The organism is Pseudoroseomonas sp. WGS1072, assembly GCF_049340465.1.
Taxonomy (GTDB): domain Bacteria; phylum Pseudomonadota; class Alphaproteobacteria; order Acetobacterales; family Acetobacteraceae; genus Pseudoroseomonas.
In genome coordinates this window covers 2,178,129-2,197,926 of record NZ_JBMPSU010000001.1, presented here as the reverse complement: position 1 = coordinate 2,197,926, position 19,798 = coordinate 2,178,129, and the positions used below count along the sequence as shown (strand labels likewise).

The window sequence follows — 19,798 nt, the reverse complement described above, 5'->3', positions numbered from 1 at the left end:
CTCCGGCGGACAGGAGCATGGCATGGTGGAACAGCGCCCGAAACTCGCCCGCACGGTGATCGACCCCAGCGTCCGGCTGCGCGAGGCCGGGATCGGTCGCTGCTGCGAGATCCTGCGGGACAGCCAGATCGAATACGCCACCCTCGGCGACTACAGCTATCTCGGCGAGGATTGCATGGTGTCGGATGCGGCCATCGGGCGCTTCTGCGCCATCGCCGCCCGGGTGCGGATCGGCGCGCCGAACCACCCGATGGACCGGCCCTCGCTGCACCGCTTCACCTATTGCCCGGAATACTACGACGCCGGCGCGGCGCGGGACCGCGCCTTCTTCGCCGACCGCCGCGCCGCCCGCGTCACCATCGGCCACGATGTCTGGATCGGCCATGGCGTGACGGTGCTGCCCGGCGTCACGGTGGGGGATGGCGCGGTGCTGGCGGCGGGCGCCGTGGTCAGCCGGGACGTGGCGCCCTATTCGGTGGTCGGCGGCGTGCCGGCGCGGCGCATCCGCGACCGCTTCCCCGCCGGGATCGCCGCCCGGCTGCGCCGCATCGCCTGGTGGGACTGGCCTTTCGAGACCATCCTGTCGCGCCTGCCGGAGTTCCAGAGCGGCGACATCGCCGCCTTCTGCGACCGCTGGGACCCCGCTCCCGCCTCCACCCCCGCCGCCGCCCTGGCCGCCGGCGGCTGAACCCGGGCGCGGCGGCGCCTCAGCCGCCGAACTGCCGCTCCATGCCGCGCTCGACCTTCTCCAGATCCACGCTCCACTCGTGGGTGATCGGGTTGATGCGCTCCAGATGCAGGGCATGCGCGTGGCCGCGCAGGCGCGAGATGCGGGCGAAGTTGTAGCGCAACGACATGCTGCCGGCGCTCGCCGGCACCAGCTCCAGCACGGTACAGGTGTCCGGCTTGGCCAGCAGATGCGACAGGCCGGCGCCATGCGGCGCGACGATGCGCCGCGCCCCGGCGAAGAGCGCGACCTGCGCGGCGAGGCTCATGCCGGAGAGCTCGACGGCGGTGAACCCCGCCCGTTCCACCCGTTCGATCAGCGCCGCCTCGTTCAGCAGCCGACGCCGCCCGGCATCGCGGCGGGAGATGTAGAAGTCGGCGGGCGTCTCCCCGGGCATCTCCCGCCGGGCGGCCGCGTTGATGCGCCGGAAGCCCGCCTCGTAGGCCCCCCAGTGGCGATAATTCAGCATCCGCCGGTCGCCGACATGCAGCCGCCCGACCCGCAGGGCGTCCCCCACCCGCAACCGCGGCGCCTCGCTGCCCAGCAGCGCCAGGGAAGCCTCGTGATAGGATGGCGCCAGGTCGCTCAGCAGCAGGGACGGGGCTTCCGCCGCATCCCCGAGCGTCCAGAACAGGGAGGGCAGCCATTCGCAGAGCCAGTGGAACAGCCCGGATTCCTCCATGGCCAGCACGCCGCTCCCGACCTCCGGCGCCTGCCGCGCCGCCGCCAGGCTGGCCTCGGGAAGGGGGCGATTGCCGGAGAGGATCACCTCGCCCCCCTCGCGCCAGACCTGGCCATGCCGGTTCACCAGCACATCCTCGTGCACCGCCACCTGCGGCCGGATGTCGCGCCGCAGGGCGGCCTCGAAGGCGTCCCGCACCGCTTCCAGTTCGGCCACCGCGGCAGGCGGGGCAGCCTCGTGGTGCAGCAGCGGCGGCGGCCCGGGCTCGGGCATGCGCGGTGGCGCGCCTCCCGTGTCCCAGGTCAGCACCCGGTCCGGCCCCACCGAGAGCGCCGCACCGGCCAGGCGCCGCCGCAGGATGCCGGCTGCCAGGCGCAGGCCGCGCTCCCGCGCGCTCGCCTCGATCAGTGCCAGGACCTGCGCCAGCCCGCTCCGGTGCGGCGCGGAGTCCAGGAGCGCCCGGCAGGAGAGCAGCAGCCCCCAGGCCGCTCCCGCCTCGCCCGACATGGCAAGATGCCGGCCGATGGCCAGGGCGATATGCGGCGGCAGCTCCACCCCCACCGAGCGCCGCAGCACCTCGTCCAGCAGCGCCCCGGAGCGGGCTTCGGTCGCGGTGACGGCGGCATAGAGCACCGTCCGCGGCCGCCAGGGCCGATCCGTGGTGGCGAGGAGGGCGATCCGCAATTCCTCCCAGCCGCCGGCCTCGGCCAACACCTTCGCCCGCCGCTCGAAAGCCAGGGGGTCGAAGCTGGAGGCTCCCGTGGCCTTCTCAACCAGTCCTGGCGATTCTGCGTTCAACTTCGCCTCCACCTTGCATGACGCCATGCTACCTCGAATTGTACCGGCAGCCAGCGGGACGAGTTTCTAGCGATAGGTCAGAACGTAGTGGATGGTGAAGTTGAAGGTGGTGCTGTCGCCTTCCATCTCGGGCGTGAAGCGCGGTGCCTGGCCGTCGCGGAAGATCGCCGTGGCACCCATGTCGAGCCAGCGTGAGCCGGAGCGGCTGATCATCCTGAGGCCGGTCACGCGGCCATCCCGCGCCACCGTCACCTGCAGCGTCACCGGGCCGGATTCCCCGGCCATCGCGGCCTGCGGCGGATAGAAGCCGCGGCTGCGGACCCAGGCCAGCAGTTCCTGCTGCCAGTTGCGGCTGGCCCGCGTGCCGGCGACATGGCTCACCGTGGCGTTGTTGGTGGCCAGCGGCCCGGCCGGGCCCAGCGGCCGCTGCGGCACCGGCCCGATCGCCGTGTCGATGGCCCCCGGCCGCCCTGGCGGCTGGGCCCGGCGCGGCGCCAGGGCGGGCGGGCGGCCGAGCATCACCGTGCCCTGGAAGGGCGAGGCCGGGGCCTGCGGCGGGCGTTGCGGCGGCGCCTGGGGCGAGGGGGGCGGCGGCGGCCGCAGGGTGAAGGGCGTCGGCCGTGCCAGCAGCGCCTCCGGGCGCAGTTCCGGCGGCAGGTCGAGCGGCGGCGCGGGCCGCGCCTGCGCCACCGGGGGCGCGGGCTCGGGTGGCGCCTCCTGGGCCGGCGGTTCGGGCGGCGCGGGCTCGGGGGGCACCTCGGCCACCGTGGGGGCGGGCGGCGGCGGCGCGGGCTCGGCCTCGGCTGCCGGGGCGGGCGGCTCGGGAGGCAGCACCTCCACCGCCTGCGGGTCGGGGGGGGCCAGCGGCGTCGGCACGGCCGGGGGAGGCTCGGCGGGGGCGCTCGGCTGCTCCGCCACGGTCTCGCCGGGCGGCGGCTCGCCCGGCACCGGCTCGAAGACCACCGCGACCTCCCGCTCCGGTGCCGGGGGCGGCAGTTCCTCGCGCTCCAGGCCGAACAGCAGGACGGCGACCAGCCCGGCATGCAGCAGCAGCGAGACCAGCAGGCCCGGCCCCAGGCGAGGCAGACCACGCCGGGGCAGACCGCGCCGGCGCGGTCCGGCGGGCGGGCGGGCGGCGGTCAGCTCCATGCGCGGGGATCGGGGAGGAACGGCAGCAGCAAGGGGTCGGGCGATCCTGTCAGCCACGCCGGCACCGGGCGCGCGGGCGGACCCTAGAGCAAATCCGGCCGGGCCGGAACGCCCGGGGCCGGGCCGCGGCCGGACTGAAACACGGCGTCACGCCGGCAGGGGCCGCCGTGGCAGGCCCCGGGTCCAATGCCATGGCGGTTGCGGCCCATCCATGGCTAAGCTGCCCGGGTCAATCAGGGGCGAGCCGATGCAGCCGCCCCGGACCTGGGAGAACCACCGAGAATGACGCGACGTCCGATGCTGGCGGCGCTGCTGGGCCTCTGCGCCCTGGCCGCGCCCCTCCACCCCGCCCTGGCCTTCCCGGACCGGCCGATCAGCCTCGTCACCGGCTATGCCCCCGGCGGCTCCACCGATATCGCGGCCCGCCTGCTGGCCGACCGGCTCGGCCACACCCTGGCCGGCCCCTCGGGCGAGCCGGCGCGCGTGGTGGTGGAGAACCGCCCCGGCGCCGCCGGCGTCGTCGCCAGCGAATGGCTCCGCCGGCAGTCGCCGGACGGCTACACCATCATGCTGGTCGAATCCGGCTCGCACGGCATCGCCCCCTCCGCCCTGGTCGGCGGGACGCGCTACGACCCGGTGAAGGACTTCACCCAGCTCGCCGTGCTCGGCACCGGGCCGCTCGTCGTCATCGCCAACAACGACTTCCCGCCGCGCGACGCGAAAAGCCTGCTCGCCACCCTGCGCGAGGCGAAGCCCGAGAGCATCACCTACGCCTCCTCCGGCGTCGGCACGCCGAACCACCTGACCTCGGAGATGCTGGCGATCACCCTCGGCACGCGCTTCGTCCACGTGCCCTACCGCAGCGGCGGGCAGCAGGTGCAGGCGATCCACCAGGGCCAGGGGCAATGGGGCGTCGCGGTGCTGGCCTCGGCCGCCGGGCAGATCCGCGGCGGGCTGGTGCGGCCGCTGGCGCTGACCTCGCCGGAGCGCTTCCCCACCTTCCCCGAGATCCCGACGCTCGCCGAGAGCGGCCTGCCGGGCTTCGACCTGCAGACCTGGAACGTCATCCTCGGCCCGCCCGACATGCCGGCGGCGGTCGCCGGGCGGCTGAACCAGGCCATCAACGCCGCGCTGGCGGAGGAGGAGTTCCGCAACCGCCTGATCGACAACGGCGTTGCGCCCTGGCGGCAGGCGAACGGCCTGGCCGAGGCCCGCGCCTTCCTGGTGCGGGAGGTGGCGAAGTTCCAGGAGGTGGTGAAGCGGACCGGCGTCCGGCTGGAGCAATAGGGTCCGGCGCTCCCCTGGCGTTGTCCCCTGGCGTCTCCCCTGGCCCCCTCGCCCGGAGGCAGCCATGCGGCGGCCGGGGGAACAGCCCGCTTCCGCCGCCCGGCCCCGATGCTCTAAACCCGCCGCATGACCGTCCTCGCCATCCGTGACCTGACCATCCGCATCGCCGGCCGCCCGCTGCTGGAGGGCGCCGGGCTGATGGTCGATCCCGGCCGCAAGATCGGCCTGGTCGGCCGCAACGGCGCCGGCAAGTCCACGCTGCTGCGCGCCATCACCGGCGAGCTGCAGCCCGATGGCGGCGAGATCCGCCTCGCCGCCCGGGCCCGCATGACGCATGTGGCGCAGGAGGCGCCGGGCGGGTCGCGGAGCCTGCTGGAGACCGTGCTCGCCGCCGACACCGAGCGCGCGGACCTGCTCGCGGCCCTGGAGAACGAGGCGGACGGCGCCCGGCTGGCCGAGATCCATGAGCGGCTGATCGCCATCCGCGCCGACAGCGCGCCCTCGCGCGCCGCCATCGTGCTCTCCGGCCTCGGCTTCGACGCCGCCGCCCAGGCGCGCGCCGTGGGCGAGTTCTCGGGCGGCTGGCGGATGCGCGTGGCGCTGGCCCAGGCGCTGTTCCTGGAGCCCGACCTGCTGCTGCTGGACGAGCCGACCAACCACCTCGACCTCGAGGCCACGATCTGGCTGGAGGGGTGGCTGGCGCGCTTCCCCGGCGCCGCCATCGTCGTCAGCCACGACCGCGGCCTGTTGCAGCGCTGCGTCGATTCCATCGCCCATCTCGACCGGCAGACGATCACCCTCTACCCCGGCGGCTTCGACAACTTCGTCCGCATCCGCACCGAGCGCGCCGCGCAGCTCGCCGCCCAGGCCGAGAAGGTGGCGGCGCAGCGCGCCCACATGCAGTCCTTCGTCGACCGCTTCCGCGCCAAGGCCACCAAGGCCCGCCAGGCGCAGTCGCGCCTCAAGGCGCTGGAGAAGCTGCCCGCGATCGAGACGGTGGTGGAGGACGCGCCCACCCGCTTCGCCTTCCCCGAGCCCTCCGAGCTGTCGCCGCCGATCCTCGGCCTCGAGGGCGTCGCCATCGGCTATGACGGCCGGCCGGTGCTGCGCGGGCTGAACCTGCGGCTCGACCAGGAGGATCGGGTGGCGCTGCTCGGCGCCAATGGCAACGGCAAGTCCACGCTCGCGAAGCTGCTGGCCGGCCGGCTGGCGCCGATCGCGGGCGAGGTGCGGCGCGACCGGCGCCTGAAGGTCGGCTACTTCGCCCAGCACCAGTCGGAGGAGCTGGACCTCGCCGGCACGCCGCTCAGCCACATGCAGGCGGCGCTGGGGATGCAGGCGAGCGAGACCCAGTGCCGCGCCCAGCTCGCCCGCTTCGGCCTCGATGCCGAGCGGGCGACGACCCGGATCGGCGCGCTCTCCGGCGGCGAGAAGGCGCGGCTGCTGCTGGCGCTCTGCACCCGCGAGGCGCCGCACCTGCTGATCCTCGACGAGCCGACCAACCACCTCGACATCGACGCGCGCGACGCGCTGGTGAAGGCGCTGGCCGGCTTCGGCGGCGCCGTGGTGCTGATCACCCACGACCCGGACATGGTGACGCTGGCGGCCGACCGGCTCTGGCTGGTGGCCGATGGCGGCGTCGCGCCCTTCGAGGGCGACCTCGACGACTACCGCGCGCATCTGGCGGAGCAGGCCCGGGCCGCGCGCCAGGGCGGCGCCGCCGAGCCCGCCGCCACGCGGCGCGACGAGCGGCGCGAGCGGGCCGAGAACCGCCAGGCCCTGGCGCCGCTGCGCCAGCGTGTCACCCGGATCGAGGCGGAGATGGCGAAGCTGCAGAAGGAGGCGGCGCTGCTGGAGAAGAAGCTCGGCGACCCCGCCACCTATGCCCGCTTCAGGGCCGAGGACATCGCCTGGGCCACGCAGCGCCAGGGCGCCATCGCCAAGCAGGTCGCGGCGCTGGAGGAGGAGTGGCTGGAGCTGCAGGAGAAGCTGGAGGCGGCGTGACGGCGCGCCTCAGTCCGCCTTCCGCAATTCGCCCAGGCGCACCGGCCCGTCCTCGCCGCTGAACACCGGCTCGCCGCCGGAGGCCTGCTGCACGCCGCTGATGCGCCGCCCGCCCGTGTCGTAGGCCTCGACGCGTCCCGCGCGCTCGATGAGCAGGCGCTTCCGGTCGGGGAAGACCGCATAGCGCAGCCCGTCCTGGCCGCCGCTGCTCGCGGGCTGCCCCAGCGCCTCGGGCCACCAGGCCTCGCTCCGCATGGGCTTCATCGGCTCCATCGGCTTCATGGGTTCCATCGGCTTCATCGGCTTCATCGGTTCCATGACCGGCCTCCTCTCGGGTGTGTTCGGGCTCGCCGGGTCAACGCGCGGGGTGGCGGAAGGTCACGGGCTTGACGCCGGGCGCGCGGCGCGCGACCTCGGGGGCAAGAGCGCAACCGGAACGTCCTGCCATGCAACGCCGCCATCTCCTCGCCCTCGGCCCCGCCGCCCTCGCCCTGACGCCCGGCGCCGCCCGCGCCCAGGGGGCCGCCACCGGCCTGGCCAGCCGGCCCGCCCCGGGCAGTCCGCTGCGCATCATCGTGCCGGCCCCGCCGGGCGGCTCCACCGACATCCTGGCCCGCGCGCTGGTGGACAAGGCGCAGGCCACGCTGAACCGGCCCGTCGTGGTGGAGAACCGCGCCGGGGCCGGCGGCATCATCGGCACCGAGGCCGCCGCCCGCGCGGCGCCGGATGGCGACACGATCGTGCTCGGCCACAACCAGACCCATGCCGGCAACCAGGCGATGATGGCCCGCCTGCCCTATCACGTGGTCGACAGCTTCACGACCGTCTGCAAGCTGGCCACCGTGCACCACGCCCTGGTGGTGCCGGCCGGCGCGCCCGACCGGGACCTGGCCGGGCTCATCGCCCGCGGCCGGCGCGGGCGCCTGACCTACGCCTCCTCCCAGGCGGGCTCGGCCAGCCATGTCATCGCCGAGACGCTGGTGCGGCGCGAGGGCATGGAGGCGACCCACGTCCCCTATCGCGGCGCCGCCCCGGCGGCGACCGACACCGTCGCCGGCATCGTGGATTTCTACGTCGCCACCTTTCCCTCGGTCTCCGGCCTGGTGCGGGACGGGCGGCTGCGGGCGCTGGAGATCGGCGCCCCCGCCCGGCTGGCCGACTTCCCCGATGTGCCGACCGCGGCCGAGGCCGGCGCGCCCTTCCTCGCCGTCGATGCCTGGTTCGGCTTCTTCGCTCCCGCCGGGACGCCGGGCGAGGCGGTCGGCAGCATCGCCCGCGCCATGCTGGCCGCCCTGGCCGAGCCCGAGGTGGAGGCCCGGCTGCAGACGGCGGGCTTCACCGCCGACCCACTGCTGCCCGCCCCCTTCGCCGAGTTCCAGCACGCCGAGGTGAAGCGATGGGCCGAGATGATCCGCCTGACCGGCGTGACCATGGAGGGCTGAGCCGCGGCTCCTTCCCGCCGGGGCGGTGGCGGCGGGCGCCACCCCCTGCTATAGGCGGGCCTTTCACCGCCAGCCCCCCGACCGGCGGATTAGAGGATTCCCGTGACCATGGCGCGACGCCGGCAACTCTATGAAGGTAAGGCCAAGGTCCTGTTCGAGGGCCCGGAGCCCGGCACGCTGGTGCAGTACTTCAAGGACGACGCCACCTCCGGCAACGGCACCAAGAAGGGCGTCATCACCGGCAAGGGCGTGCTGAACAACCGCATCAGCGAATACCTGATGACCCGGCTGGGCGAGATCGGCGTGCCGACCCACTTCATCCGCCGCCTGAACATGCGCGAGCAGCTGATCCGCGAGGTCGAGATGATCCCGCTGGAGGTGGTGGTGCGCAATGTCGCCGCCGGCAGCCTGTCGCAGCGCCTCGGCCTGCAGGAGGGCACCCGCCTGCCGCGCTCGATCATCGAGTACTATTACAAGAGCGAGGGGCTGAACCGCCCCATGGTGTCCGAGGAACACATCACCTGCTTCGGCTGGGCCGCCACCCAGGACCTCGACGACATGGTCGCGCTGACGCTGCGCATCAACGATTTCCTCTCCGGCCTCTTCCTCGGCACCGGCATCGCCCTGATCGACCTCAAGCTGGAATTCGGCCGGCTCTACGAGAATGACGAGCTGCGCATCGTGCTCGCCGACGAGATCAGCCCCGACAACTGCCGCCTGTGGGACGCCCGCACCGGCGAGAAGATGGACAAGGACCGCTTCCGCCGCGATCTCGGCAAGGTCGAGGAAGGCTATCAGGAAGTGGCCCGCCGCCTCGGCATCCTGCCCGAGGCGGGCGTGCGCGACATGAAGGGACCGGAGGTCATGCAGTGAAGGCGATCGTGACAGTCATGCCCAGGGCCGGCGTGCTCGACCCCGAGGGCAAGGCCATCGGCCACGCCCTCGGCACGCTGGGCTTCGGTGGCGTGGGCGAGGTGCGCACCGGCAAGATCATCGAGCTCGACCTGAGCGAGACCGACCCCGCCCGCGCCCGGGCCCAGGCCGAGGACATGGCCCGCCGCCTGCTGGCCAATACCGTCATCGAGAGCTTCCGCGTCGAGCTCGCCTGAGCCGGCGGGAGCGGCGCACCGATGATCAAGGCCTCCCTGCTGCTGATGCTGCTGCTCACCGTGCTGATCGGCATGGGGCTGCGCTGGCGGCAGGCCCGGGCCCCGCAGGTCGCCGCCGGGCAGGCCCGCCACGGCCGCCGCCGCGACCCTGGCCTGCTGGCCCGCTCCAAGGCCCGCATCGACCTCTGGGTGACCGCCGCGGCCATCGCCTCCGGCGTCACCATCCTGATCATGGGCGGGCTGCACTGGATCCGCGTCGCCCTGCAGTAGCCCGCCCCCGCAACCCCGCCCCCTCCCGCTCAAGGCCGCCGCCATGAACGCCGTCATCCTCCTCTTCCCCGGCACCAACCGCGAGCGCGACATGGCCATCGCGCTGGAGAAGGCCACGGGCCGCCGGCCCACCATCCTCTTCCACGCCGAGACCAGCCTGCCCGCCGGCACCGACCTCGTCGTGCTTCCCGGCGGCTTCTCCCACGGCGATTATCTGCGCTGCGGCGCCATGGCCGCCCGCTCCCCCATCATGCCCGCCGTCGCCGCCTTCGCCGCCCAGGGCGGCCATATCCTGGGCGTCTGCAACGGCTTCCAGATCCTGACCGAGGCGCAGCTCCTGCCCGGCGCGCTGCTGCGCAACGCCGCGCTCCGCTTCCTCTCGATGGACTGCATGCTCCGCGTCGAGACCAGCGCCAGCCCCTTCACCGGCCGCTGGCAGAAGGGCGCCACCTTCCGCGCCCCGATGGCGCATGGCGACGGCAACTACTTCGCCGATGACGCCACCCTTGAGGCGCTGGAGAAGGAGGACCGCGTCGCCTTCCGCTACGTGGACGAGGCCGGCGCGCCGACCGAGGCCGCCAACCGCAACGGCGCCCGCAACAACATCGCCGGCATCCTCAGCGAGAACCGGCGCATCCTCGGCATGATGCCGCATCCCGAGGACCTGGTGGACCCGCTGATGGGCGGCATTGATGGCCTGCCGCTCTTCGAGAGCATCGCGGACGCCTTCGCGCGGGCCTGAACTCCGGGGCCCTGGCCGGCGGCACCCCCCTGCCGCCGGCCCGCCCCCCTACTCCTCCTCACCCGCCGCGTCATCCTCCCGCGCCATCACCTCGAAGGCGGCGACCACGTGGCGCAGGTTCACCGTGGCCAGTGGCCGCCCCGGCGGCCCCGTCACATACGGTCCGGGCATCGCGACATCCGGCGCCGGCCCCTCCACCAGCTCCACATCCAGCAACGCCTCCCCGGCCCGCGCCGCCAGATGCACCGCATCGATCCTGCGGATCAGCATGGTTTGCCCGGTCGTCAGCAGCAGCCCGAAGATCCAGGCATCGGCCATCATGCGCCCGGCGAACCAGGCCGGCATGACCTCGCCCAGGCGAAGGTCGTCCGGACTGTCGATGGTTGTCCAGCTATAGGTCATGAACAACCTTAACGGGCAGTTTCCGGCGAAACAATCCTTCCCTTCGTCGAAGACGCGGACAGGGACGCCCAACCTCGGCCGCCGCCCGGCGTTTCCGCCAGAGCCCACTCTCGCGGAGCCGCCCGATGACCGATACGCCCCCCGCCTCCCGCCGCGACCTCGTCCGCGGCCTCGCCGCCACCGGCCTGGCCGCCGGCACCCTGGCCGCCGCGCCGGCCCGCGCCCAGGCGCCGCCGGCGACCACCCCCGCCCCGACCGGCCCCGCCCTTCTGGCCGACCCGCGCGGGCGCTTCCCGAAGCCGCCCTTCAAGGTGCAGTCCCAACCCTGGCCGGCCCTGCAATCGAGGATGGACCCGATCCCCGATTGCGGCGAAACCTCCTACCGCGGCAGCAACCGCCTCGCCGGCCGCCGCGCCCTGATCACCGGCGGCGATTCCGGTATCGGCCGCGCCGCCGCCATCGCCTATGCCCGCGAGGGCGCCGATGTCGCCATCAACTATCTCGACGCCGAGCAGTCGGACGCCGAGGATGTCGCCCGCCACATCCGCGAGGCCGGGCGCAAGGCCGTGCTGATCCCCGGCGACCTGCGCGAGCAGGCCTTCTGCGCCCGCCTGGTGGATCAGGCCCGGGAGCAGCTCGGCGGCCTCGACATCCTGGTCAGCAACGCCGCCTATCAGCACGCGCAGACCAGGCTGGCCGATATCTCCGCCGAGCAGCTCGACCAGACGATGAAGACCAATGTCTATGCCATGTTCTGGCTGACCCAGGCGGCCCTGCCGCATCTGCCGCCCGGCGCCGCCATCATCGTCACCAGCTCGGTGAACGCCGATCGCCCCTCGGAGAACATCATCGACTATGCCTGCACCAAGGCCGCCAACGAGGCCTTCGTCCGGGCCCTGGCGAAGCAGGTCATCGCCCAGGGCATCCGCGTCAACGGCGTCGCCCCCGGCCCCTTCTGGACCCCGCTCCAGGTCGGCGGCGGCCAGACGGAGGAGGGCCTGCGGACCTTCGGCACCACGACGCCCCTGGGCCGCCCCGGTCAGCCGGTGGAACTGGCCTCGGTCTATGTCGAGCTGGCGGCGGCCACATCGAGCTACACGACGGGGCAGATCTATGGGCAGACGGGCGGGGTGGGGTGGCCGTGAGCGGACGGCCCCGGAAGGGTAGTGGCGACGACCCCGGAGGACTGCGGGCGCGCCGGCACCGCGCGGCCTGCAGCGCGGTGCCGGCCTCCTTGATCTGGGCGGCCATGCGCCGGGCCTCCTCGCGGATGAAGGCCGCGAACTCCTGACGCGTCTCCGCCCGGGACCGCGCGCCAAGCCGGGTGAACCGCTCGACGATGGCGGGGTCGGACAGGACGGCGGAGAGGCTCTCGCTCTGCCGGCCCAGGATCGGGCCGGGCATGCCGGCCGGCGCGAAGATGCCCTGCCACTCCTGACTGGAATAGCCTTGCACCGTGCCGCTGATGGGCGGGATGCCGGACAGCATCTCGAGCGGCTCGGTTCCGCCGTGGGCGATGACGCGCAGGTCGTTCTGCCGGTGCAGCGGAATGGCGGTGGTCGCCGTGGCGAATGTCATGACGATGCGGCCTGAGCGCAGATCGTTCCGCGATGCCGGCGCGTCCTTGTACGGAACATGGCCGATGCGGGTTCCGGCCATCCTGTCGAGGATCCCAAGTGCGAGATGCTGGGACGAGCCGACGCCGGTGCTGGAGCAATCGAGGCCGCCCGGATCGGCCAGGATCGGGCCTCTACAGGTCGGTCCCGGGACCATGTGCGAGAATTCGATGACGCGCTCGCCATGGAGCGGCAGGGTCCTGTCCACGCGCGGATCTCCCGCGCGCCGGCGGTGCGTCCCGTGGCCTCCGGCGGCTCGCGCCCGTCGGCGCAGCGGAAGCCCTTCTCGGTGCCGACATCGGGCAAATGGCCGTGGATCGGCTCCCCCTCCCGACTCGGAGCGGCCTACGGCGGCGGCGACGCTCTCGCCGGCGTCCGGGCGGCCGGCCACGCCATCTCGCTCGGCGAGTGTGACCCGGAAGCCGCCGCCGTCATGGAGGCCGCTGCGGCACTGACCAGAACCCTTGGCGGGCGCCAGCCGCCGGCCGGGACCGGACACCATCCAGGGAGAACGAACGTTGAAGCATGACAGCCCGCCCCGGTGCGTCGCGACGCGCGTCTGAGGGCCCATGCCTCGATGCCGCCGGCAATCTGCACCTCGTGGACGTGCCGCATGGAGGATCTTCCGCATGACGCCGCAGAAGAAGTGCTCGGTCATCGCCGAACATGACGGCGGACCCAATGGCCTCGCCCTGCACCCGGATGGCGACCGGCTGATCATCACCGAAGACTAGCAGGGCCTGCTCAGCCTCGATCTGCGCGGGGGCAGGCCTCGAGCATGTCGCGTCCGTGATGGCCGGCACCGTGGTGCTGCAGGCGGTCCGGCTGCTCACCCGCCCGCTCCGTCACCTCCTGCCGGACATGAACCGACCCGCGGGCGTCGTCCAAGGCGTGGCGGGCGGGAAGCCGCCCTCCGTCAGCCAGGGTGGCGAGAGAACCTTACTCCGCCGCTCGCGCATCATGCCGGCCGTTCCGCTCAGGCCATGAAGTCGCGCCGGATGGCTTCGCCTTGCTCGTCAAGCCCCGGCACGCGCCCCGCCTTCTCAAAGCGCAGCATGGGTAAGGTCGGCATGGAGCAGCTTTGCCCATTGCCCAGATCGACCTCCAACCGCGTCAGAGCCTGATGGTTCACGAGATCGGACACCGGGGAAACCTGCGCCCAGGCCAGTTGATGCGCTTCCAGCCGCGACACCATCTCGGCGCGCGTCTGGGCAGCGAAGATCCGGCGATCTCGGCGGTCAGCGCCTCGCGGTTGATCACGCGGGAGGGGTTGTCCGCGAAGCGCGGGTCGGCGATCAGATCCGGCCGTTGGATCACGCCAGCACAGAACCGGCGCCACTCCGCAGGATTCTGCACGACAATGACAAGACCGCCGTCGCTGCATTCCACGACATGGTAGGGAAAGATGGAGGCATGCGAGAGGCCCATGCGTGGCGTGACGCGCGCCCCCTGATCGTAATGCAGAAAGGGCACGGCCATCCACTCGGCCAGCGTGTCGAGCATTGCGATCTCGATGGCTTGGCCGCGCCCGGTGCGCTCGCGCTCATACAGGGCCTGAAGGATGGCGGCGTGGGCGTTCATCCCGCTGCCGATGTCGCCGATCGAAACGCCGACCTTGACCGCCTCCTCAGGCGTTCCGGTCACGCTGCACAATCCGCTCTCGGCCTGCACCGGCATGTCATAAGCGCGTTTCTCCCGCGCCGCCGTGCTCTGCCGATAGCCGACGATGTCGAGGGCAATGAGGCGAGGATACCGGCGCACCAGATCGCGCAAGCCAATGCCGAGCCGGACCGTGGCGCTAGGCGCGAGGTTCTGCACAAAGACATCCGCCTTCGCGATCATGCGCTCCGCCAGCGCAAGATCGTCCTTGCCCTTCAGATCGAGGGCGATGCTCTCCTTGCCGCGGTTCAGCCAGGCGAAGTAGGCACTGACACCTCTGACGGCCTTGTCGTAGGGGCGCGCCGTGTCGCCTTCCTCGCGTTCGATCTTGATGACGCGCGCGCCGGCATCGGCGAGACGCATGGTGCACATGGGAGCCGCGACGGCCTGCTCCAGTGCGACGACCAGAAGCCCTCCCAATGGAGCAGGCATGGATCCGCCCCCATCGCCATCGCCGTGCGCAGCTGCTCCTGCGCCTGCGCCGGTCCCACGGAGACCGCGACGATCTCCGTCACCGCGCCCTTCTCCCTGAGACGCACCGCCTCCTCGACCGCGATCTCGTCGAAGGGGTTCATCGACATCTTCACGTTCGCCGTCTCGACGCCCGTGCCGTCCGCCTTCACGCGGACCTTCACATTGTAATCCACCACCCGCTTGACGGGGACGAGGAGCTTCATCGCCTGACCGTGTCCTCTACCGGCACGACGCTCGGCCGCGTGCCACACGCGACATCGCGCCGGCCTGTCACTGTGCTTCCCGTTCTGGAAAGAACCGACGCCACGACCTGCTGGCTCTCCTTCCGGCGTCAGTAGCTCCTGGGCATGCCGAGGACATGCTCGCCGAGATAGGAGAGGATGAGGTTGGTGCTGATCGGCGCCACCTGATAGAGCCGCGTCTCGCGGAACTTCCGCTCCACATCATACTCCTCGGCGAAGCCGAAGCCGCCATGCGTCTGCACGCAGGCCTCGCCCGCCGCCCAGCTCGCCTCGGCGGCAAGCATCTTGCCCATGTTCGCCTCCTCGCCGGGATTGACCCCGGCCTCGAACTTGGCGAGACCCTTGTGCACGATGGCCTCCGCCGCGCGCATCTGCGCATAGGCCTTGGCGATCGGGAACTGCACGCCCTGGTTCTGCCCGATCGGCCGCCCGAACAGCACCCGCTCCTTCGCGTAGCCCACGGCCTTCTCGATGAACCACTTGGCGTCGCCGATGCATTCGCTGGCGATCAGCAGCCGCTCCGCGTTCATCCCGTCCAGGATGTAGCGGAAGCCGCGGCCCTCGACACCCACCAGGTTCTCCGCCGGAACCTCCATGTTGTCGAAGAACACCTCGCAGGAATTGTGGTTCATCATCGTGCGGATCGGCCGGATGGTCAGACCCTTGCCCAGCACCGTCCGCATGTCGACGATGAAGGTCGACAGCCCCTCCGTCTTCTTCGCCACCTGATCGCGCGGCGTCGTGCGCGCCAGCAGCAGCATCAGGTCCGAATGCTCGGCCCGGCTGGTCCAGATCTTCTGGCCGTTGACGATGTATCTGTCACCCTCGCGCCGCGCGAAGGTGCGCAGCGCGGTGGTGTCGGTCCCGCTGGTCGGCTCGGTCACGCCGAAGGCCTGCAGCCGCAACTCGCCCGACGCGATCTTCGGCAGGTACTCCTGCTTCTGGCGGTCGTTGCCGTGCCGCAGGATGGTGCCCATGATGTACATCTGCGCGTGGCAGGCGGCACCGTTGCAGCCCTGCCGCTGCACCTCCTCGAGGATCGCCGCCGCCGCCGAGAGCGGCAGGCCCGAGCCGCCGAACTCCTCCGGGATCAGCGCGGCCAGCCAGCCCGCCTCCGTCAGCGCCTGCACGAACTCCGTCGGATAACCACGCACCTCGTCCAGCTTGCGCCAGTACTCCCCAGGAAAGCGCGCGCACAGCTTCGCCACCTCCTGCCGGATCTCAGCATGCAGATCATCGGGATTCTGAGCGAAGTCCATTGGAATGCCTCCCCCTGGATCGCGTCGCGACCCCGTCTTCGGGCATAGATTGACCGTGGACCTCGCATAAACAATCCACAATAGTTTTCGACCACCTATGCCGGTTTGCTATCGCTCCTCTGTAGCTCGCCCTGCCAGACGCCCTCGCTGATCATGGCGGCCACCTCATCCCGCAGGATCAGCTCGAAGCGCTGCACGGCGAGGGACGCGGCCCGCCCCGTCGGCCGCGCGACGACCAGCCTGCGGGAGAGCTGCGGGTCGCTCACCGGCACCGCCGCCAGCAGCCCGTCGCTGACCTCCTGGTGCACCGACGGCATGGGCAGCACCGTCGCGCCAAGCCCGCGCGCCACCAGGGCCTTCAGCACCTGCAGCGCATCGGCCTCCACCGGAATGCTGAGGCTGACACCCTTGCGGCGCGCCTCATGCTCGATCAGCAGCCGCAGCCCGTGCTGCGGGCCGGGCAGGATCAGGTTCCGCGACGCCAGTTCCCTGAAGGTGATGGTCGCCTTCTCCGGCCTCTGCCTGGCCAAGGTCACGAAATGCAGCTTCTCGACCAGCAGTGGCGCGTAGCGGATATTGCCGCCCTGTTCCGAGCCGTAGATGACCGCGATGTCGATCTCGCCACTGTGCAGCCATTCCAGAAGATAGCCGCTGAAGGCCGTGGCGACACGCAGGCGGACATCGGGATAGAGCTGCAGGGAACGCTCGACCAGGCGCGTCGCCAGCACATCGCCCACGGTGGGCGGCACGCCCAGCACCACCTGCCCGCGCACCGCCCCCGCCTCCTGGCTGAGATCGGAGCGGGTCTCCTCGATCTGCCGCAGGATGCTGCCGGCCCGGATCTTCAGCAGCTCACCCGCTCGGGTCAGGACCATGCCGCGCCCGTGACGGGTGAAGAGGGTGACACGAAGTTCCTCTTCCAGCATGCGGATCTGCCGGCTCAGCGCCGGCTGCACGATCCGCAGGCGATCCGAGGCCTTGCTGAGGCTGCCGAGTTCCGCGACCTGGATGAAGGTGTTGAGTTGCTTGAGGTCCATTCGCTATCTAATTCTGGCATAGCGCCTTGAGCAACATTCTAATTCCGTCACGCTCCGGCCGGGCCTAAGCCAGTGCCATACCGGACTCGTGGCGGAGAAAGATCCCAAGAGATGGTGGATAGCCCAGCACTGCCGACGCAGGGGTGGCAACGCGACGTCTTCGACGTCCTGAAGGCCGCCAACGTCAGGCATATCGTCTATGTCCCCGATGCCGGGCACTCAACCGCCATCCGCTTGGCCGAGGCCGATGAGGAGATCCGCTCCGTCGTGCTGACGACGGAGGAGGAAGGCATCGGCTATCTGGCGGGCGCCTGGCTCGGCGGCGAGCGCGGCGCGCTGCTGATGCAGTCGAGCGGCGTCGGCAACTGCATCAACACCCTGGCGCTGCAGACCTGCACGCGCTTTCCGCTGTTGATGGTCGTCACCATGCGGGGCGACTGGGCCGAGTTCAACCAGTGGCAGAACCCCATGGGACAGGCCACCGAGGCCTCGTTGAAGCTGATGGGCGTCCTGACCTGGCGCGCCGATGATCCCAAGGATGTCGCGCCGCTGCTGCGTGGCGCCGCGACCATGGCGTTCGATGGTGATTCGGCCTGCGCGGTGCTGCTGGGGCAGCGGCTGATCGGCGAGAAGGAGTGGGTGAAGTGAGCGCGGGTGGCACTCTCGACAGGCGCCTTGTCGTCGCGGATCTGCTGAAGGATCGTGACCGCCTGATGGTCGTCACCGGCCTCGGCTCGCCCTCCTACGATGTGATGGCCGCGGGCGACCATGACCTGAACTTCTATCTCTGGGCCGCGATGGGCAGCGCCGCGATGGTCGGCCTCGGCCTGGCGCAGGCGCAGCCGGATCGCCCCGTCCTGGTCGTGACGGGCGATGGCGAGCAGCTGATGGGTTTCGGCGCCCTGGCGACGATCGCGCTGCGCAAGCCGCGCAACCTCAGCATCGTCATTCTCGACAACGGCCATTTCGGCGAGACCGGCATGCAGCCGAGCCATGCCGGCCAGGGAATCGAGTTCGCCCGCGTGGCCGAGGCCATGGGCTACCCGAAGGTCGATGTGGTCACCGAGTTGCAGGGAGTAGAGCCGCTCCGCCGGCGCGTGCATGCCTGCGAGAGCCTGAACCTCTCCGTGGTGAAGATCTCGGCCGTGAACATGCCTCGCGCCCTGCCACCGCGCGATGGCGTGTATGTCAAGAACCGCTTCCGCCTCGTGCTGGGCCACAAGCCCGCGTGACCTCGGCGGACGGCCAGTCGCTATCCCCCTGAGTGGCCCTGGGCGTCCCACCTTCTGCGGGGGCGCCCGCTGGCGTTGTGGACCCGCGGGTCCGAGCAGAGGCCACCGGGGCATTGCGTCCGGCGGCGGAGACAGGAAAGAGAGAAGGATGCAGGGTGTGACGCGCTTCCGGAACACTGTGAACGGCCAGCCGCGCGGTGGGGACCAGTGGATCGCGTCCCTGAACCCGTTCGACGGCGAGGCCTGGGCCGAGATTCCCCGCGGCACGGCCGCCGATGCCGACGAGGCGGTGACGGCGGCCCACAAGGCCTTCAGCAGCGGCCCCTGGCCCGCGATGACGGCGACGGCGCGCGGCAAGCTGCTGCGGCGCTTCGGCGATCTCATCCTGCGCGATGCGGAGAAGCTCGCCGCCATCGAGGTCCGTGACAACGGCAAGCTCTATGCCGAGATGCTGGGCCAGCTCCGCTACATTCCGGAATGGTTCCACTACTTCGGCGGGCTGGCCGACAAGATCGAGGGCGGCGTGCTGCCCATGGACAAGCCAGAGATGTTCGCCTTCACCAAGCCCGAGCCGCTTGGCGTCGTGGTCGCCATCACGCCCTGGAATTCGCCGCTGCTGCTGCTGGCCTGGAAGCTGGCGCCGGCGCTGGCGGCCGGCTGCACCGTGGTGATCAAGCCCTCCGAATTTACCTCCTGCTCCACGCTGGCGCTGATGGAGCTGGTGGCGGAGGCGGGATTCCCGCCGGGTGTGGTCAACACCGTCACCGGCTATGGCTCGGAGATCGGTACCGCGCTCTCGGAGCACCCGCTGGTCGCCAAGCTCGCCTTCACCGGTGGCGACGCGACCGGCACGGCGGTCTATTCCTCGGCGGCCAAGGGGCTGAAGCACGTCACGCTGGAGTTGGGCGGCAAGTCGCCGAACATCATCTTCGATGACGCCAGGCTGGAGGACGCGGTCAAGGGCGCGATTTCCGGCATCTTCGCGGCCTCCGGCCAGACCTGCATCGCCGGCTCGCGCCTGCTGGTGCAGCGCTCGGTCTATGAGGAGGTGGCGCAGAGGGTCACGGCCTTCGCCGGCACGGCGCAGATGGGCGACCCGATGCTGGACACCACGCAGGTCGGCCCCATCACCACCGTCCCGCAGCGCGACAAGGTCCTGTCCTATATCGACATGGCCCGGCAGGAAGGCGCGCGCTGCCTGCTCGGCGGCGGCAGGCCCTCGCGCCCGGATCTGGCGAGGGGCTGGTTCGTCGAACCCACCATCTTCGCCGATGTGGACAACAGCATGCGCATCGCGCGGGAGGAGGTCTTCGGCCCGGTGCTGTCCATCATCCCCTTCGAGGATGAGGACCACGCCGTCGAGATCGCCAATGACACCATCTACGGCCTGGCCGCGGGTGTCTGGACCGGCAGCACGCGCCGTGCCTTCCTGATGGCCGACAAGCTGCAGGCGGGCACGGTCTGGGTGAACACCTACCGCGCGGTCAGCTTCATGGCGCCGTTCGGCGGCTACAAGAAGAGCGGCATCGGGCGGGAGAGCGGCCAGGCCGCCATCCGGGAATACCTGCAGACCAAGACGGTCTGGATCAACCTCGCCGAGGGTGTCTCCAACCCCTTCGTGCTGCGCTGAGAAAAGGCCGCGCCGGATCACGTCCGGCGCGGTCATG

21 protein-coding genes and 2 pseudogenes are annotated in these 19,798 nt (G+C 71.4%); 13 read left to right on the top strand and 10 right to left on the bottom strand.

From position 1 onward, the window contains the following. Positions 1-22: 22 nt before the first annotated feature. On the top strand, positions 23-688 hold the full coding sequence (locus ACF3NH_RS10495; RefSeq protein WP_422922771.1) for a DapH/DapD/GlmU-related protein: 666 nt from the start codon (positions 23-25) through the stop codon (positions 686-688). A gap of 19 nt (positions 689-707) precedes the next feature. On the opposite strand, the gene ACF3NH_RS10490 is transcribed toward ACF3NH_RS10495, so the two are convergent. Together ACF3NH_RS10490 and ACF3NH_RS10485 are read right to left on the bottom strand one after the other, a co-directional pair. Further along, the gene (locus ACF3NH_RS10490; RefSeq protein ID WP_422922770.1) at positions 708-2,207 is read right to left on the bottom strand and encodes a glycosyltransferase family 61 protein; all 1,500 of its coding nucleotides are present in this window, start codon (positions 2,205-2,207) and stop codon (positions 708-710) included. Between the two features lie 66 nt (positions 2,208-2,273). Continuing rightward, the gene (locus ACF3NH_RS10485) at positions 2,274-3,356 is read right to left on the bottom strand and encodes an energy transducer TonB (RefSeq protein WP_422922769.1); all 1,083 of its coding nucleotides are present in this window, start codon (positions 3,354-3,356) and stop codon (positions 2,274-2,276) included. A gap of 282 nt (positions 3,357-3,638) precedes the next feature. Between ACF3NH_RS10485 and ACF3NH_RS10480 the strand changes: the two genes are divergently transcribed. Together ACF3NH_RS10480 and ACF3NH_RS10475 are read left to right on the top strand one after the other, a co-directional pair. Beyond that, positions 3,639-4,643, top strand: coding sequence for a Bug family tripartite tricarboxylate transporter substrate binding protein (locus tag ACF3NH_RS10480; RefSeq protein ID WP_198366216.1), 1,005 nt, complete (start codon positions 3,639-3,641; stop codon positions 4,641-4,643). A 126-nt stretch (positions 4,644-4,769) separates the two neighbouring features. Beyond that, complete coding sequence (locus ACF3NH_RS10475) at positions 4,770-6,647, top strand: ABC-F family ATP-binding cassette domain-containing protein (RefSeq protein ID WP_422922768.1); 1,878 nt, start codon at positions 4,770-4,772, stop codon at positions 6,645-6,647. A gap of 9 nt (positions 6,648-6,656) precedes the next feature. Here the strand turns inward: ACF3NH_RS10475 and ACF3NH_RS10470 are convergent, their stop codons facing one another. Next, positions 6,657-6,965 (bottom strand): hypothetical protein, encoded by a 309-nt coding sequence (locus ACF3NH_RS10470; RefSeq protein ID WP_198366214.1) that lies wholly within the window; start codon positions 6,963-6,965, stop codon positions 6,657-6,659. Positions 6,966-7,093: 128 nt separating this feature from the next. Here ACF3NH_RS10470 and ACF3NH_RS10465 point away from each other — a divergent pair, with 128 nt between their 5' ends. The 5 genes from ACF3NH_RS10465 (at position 7,094) to purQ (ending at position 10,210) form a co-directional block, all read left to right on the top strand. Beyond that, complete coding sequence (locus tag ACF3NH_RS10465; protein WP_422922767.1) at positions 7,094-8,089, top strand: Bug family tripartite tricarboxylate transporter substrate binding protein; 996 nt, start codon at positions 7,094-7,096, stop codon at positions 8,087-8,089. Between the two features lie 108 nt (positions 8,090-8,197). Then, the gene (gene purC / locus ACF3NH_RS10460; RefSeq protein ID WP_198366212.1) at positions 8,198-8,962 is read left to right on the top strand and encodes a phosphoribosylaminoimidazolesuccinocarboxamide synthase; all 765 of its coding nucleotides are present in this window, start codon (positions 8,198-8,200) and stop codon (positions 8,960-8,962) included. Beyond that, positions 8,959-9,198, top strand: a complete 240-nt coding sequence (gene purS, locus ACF3NH_RS10455; RefSeq protein ID WP_198366211.1) for a phosphoribosylformylglycinamidine synthase subunit PurS — start codon at positions 8,959-8,961, stop codon at positions 9,196-9,198. The genes purC and purS overlap by 4 nt, the downstream gene beginning before the upstream one ends. Positions 9,199-9,219: 21 nt before the next feature. Beyond that, positions 9,220-9,468: a hypothetical protein gene (locus ACF3NH_RS10450; RefSeq protein ID WP_198366210.1), complete on the top strand. Its 249-nt coding sequence runs from the start codon at positions 9,220-9,222 to the stop codon at positions 9,466-9,468. A 43-nt stretch (positions 9,469-9,511) separates the two neighbouring features. Further along, complete coding sequence (purQ, locus tag ACF3NH_RS10445) at positions 9,512-10,210, top strand: phosphoribosylformylglycinamidine synthase subunit PurQ (RefSeq protein WP_422922766.1); 699 nt, start codon at positions 9,512-9,514, stop codon at positions 10,208-10,210. Positions 10,211-10,258: 48 nt separating this feature from the next. On the opposite strand, the gene ACF3NH_RS10440 is transcribed toward purQ, so the two are convergent. Then, positions 10,259-10,612 (bottom strand): hypothetical protein, encoded by a 354-nt coding sequence (locus ACF3NH_RS10440; protein ID WP_422922765.1) that lies wholly within the window; start codon positions 10,610-10,612, stop codon positions 10,259-10,261. 125 nt (positions 10,613-10,737) lie between these two features. Between ACF3NH_RS10440 and ACF3NH_RS10435 the strand changes: the two genes are divergently transcribed. Next, complete coding sequence (locus tag ACF3NH_RS10435) at positions 10,738-11,757, top strand: SDR family oxidoreductase (protein WP_198366207.1); 1,020 nt, start codon at positions 10,738-10,740, stop codon at positions 11,755-11,757. A gap of 139 nt (positions 11,758-11,896) precedes the next feature. Here the strand turns inward: ACF3NH_RS10435 and ACF3NH_RS10430 are convergent. After that, positions 11,897-12,385 (bottom strand): annotated as a pseudogene (locus ACF3NH_RS10430) (Bug family tripartite tricarboxylate transporter substrate binding protein); the annotation flags it as partial. Here ACF3NH_RS10430 and ACF3NH_RS10425 point away from each other — a divergent pair. After that, complete coding sequence (locus ACF3NH_RS10425; protein ID WP_422924845.1) at positions 12,296-12,757, top strand: hypothetical protein; 462 nt, start codon at positions 12,296-12,298, stop codon at positions 12,755-12,757. The pseudogene ACF3NH_RS10430 and the gene ACF3NH_RS10425 sit on opposite strands and share 90 nt — an antisense overlap. A 447-nt stretch (positions 12,758-13,204) precedes the next feature. Here ACF3NH_RS10425 and ACF3NH_RS10420 read toward each other — a convergent pair whose 3' ends face one another. The 5 genes and pseudogenes from ACF3NH_RS10420 to ACF3NH_RS10400 form a co-directional block, all read right to left on the bottom strand. Beyond that, positions 13,205-13,372, bottom strand: a complete 168-nt coding sequence (locus ACF3NH_RS10420) for a hypothetical protein (protein WP_422922764.1) — start codon at positions 13,370-13,372, stop codon at positions 13,205-13,207. Further along, on the bottom strand, positions 13,357-14,250 hold the full coding sequence (locus tag ACF3NH_RS10415; protein WP_422922763.1) for a CaiB/BaiF CoA transferase family protein: 894 nt from the start codon (positions 14,248-14,250) through the stop codon (positions 13,357-13,359). The genes ACF3NH_RS10420 and ACF3NH_RS10415 overlap by 16 nt, the downstream gene beginning before the upstream one ends. Positions 14,251-14,309: 59 nt before the next feature. Then, positions 14,310-14,564 (bottom strand): annotated as a pseudogene (locus ACF3NH_RS10410) (electron transfer flavoprotein subunit beta/FixA family protein); the annotation flags it as partial. 128 nt (positions 14,565-14,692) lie between these two features. Next, a complete protein-coding gene (locus tag ACF3NH_RS10405) occupies positions 14,693-15,862 on the bottom strand; it encodes an acyl-CoA dehydrogenase family protein (protein WP_422922762.1) in 1,170 nt (389 codons plus the stop codon). 95 nt (positions 15,863-15,957) lie between these two features. After that, positions 15,958-16,899, bottom strand: a complete 942-nt coding sequence (locus tag ACF3NH_RS10400) for a LysR family transcriptional regulator (RefSeq protein WP_422922761.1) — start codon at positions 16,897-16,899, stop codon at positions 15,958-15,960. A gap of 111 nt (positions 16,900-17,010) precedes the next feature. Here ACF3NH_RS10400 and ACF3NH_RS10395 point away from each other — a divergent pair, with 111 nt between their 5' ends. From ACF3NH_RS10395 to ACF3NH_RS10385, 3 genes are all read left to right on the top strand, one after another. Then, complete coding sequence (locus ACF3NH_RS10395; RefSeq protein ID WP_198365547.1) at positions 17,011-17,547, top strand: thiamine pyrophosphate-binding protein; 537 nt, start codon at positions 17,011-17,013, stop codon at positions 17,545-17,547. Continuing rightward, the gene (locus ACF3NH_RS10390) at positions 17,544-18,131 is read left to right on the top strand and encodes a thiamine pyrophosphate-dependent enzyme (protein WP_198365546.1); all 588 of its coding nucleotides are present in this window, start codon (positions 17,544-17,546) and stop codon (positions 18,129-18,131) included. The genes ACF3NH_RS10395 and ACF3NH_RS10390 overlap by 4 nt, the downstream gene beginning before the upstream one ends. A gap of 157 nt (positions 18,132-18,288) precedes the next feature. Beyond that, complete coding sequence (locus ACF3NH_RS10385) at positions 18,289-19,761, top strand: aldehyde dehydrogenase (RefSeq protein WP_422922760.1); 1,473 nt, start codon at positions 18,289-18,291, stop codon at positions 19,759-19,761. The last annotated feature ends 37 nt before the right edge of the window (positions 19,762-19,798 follow it).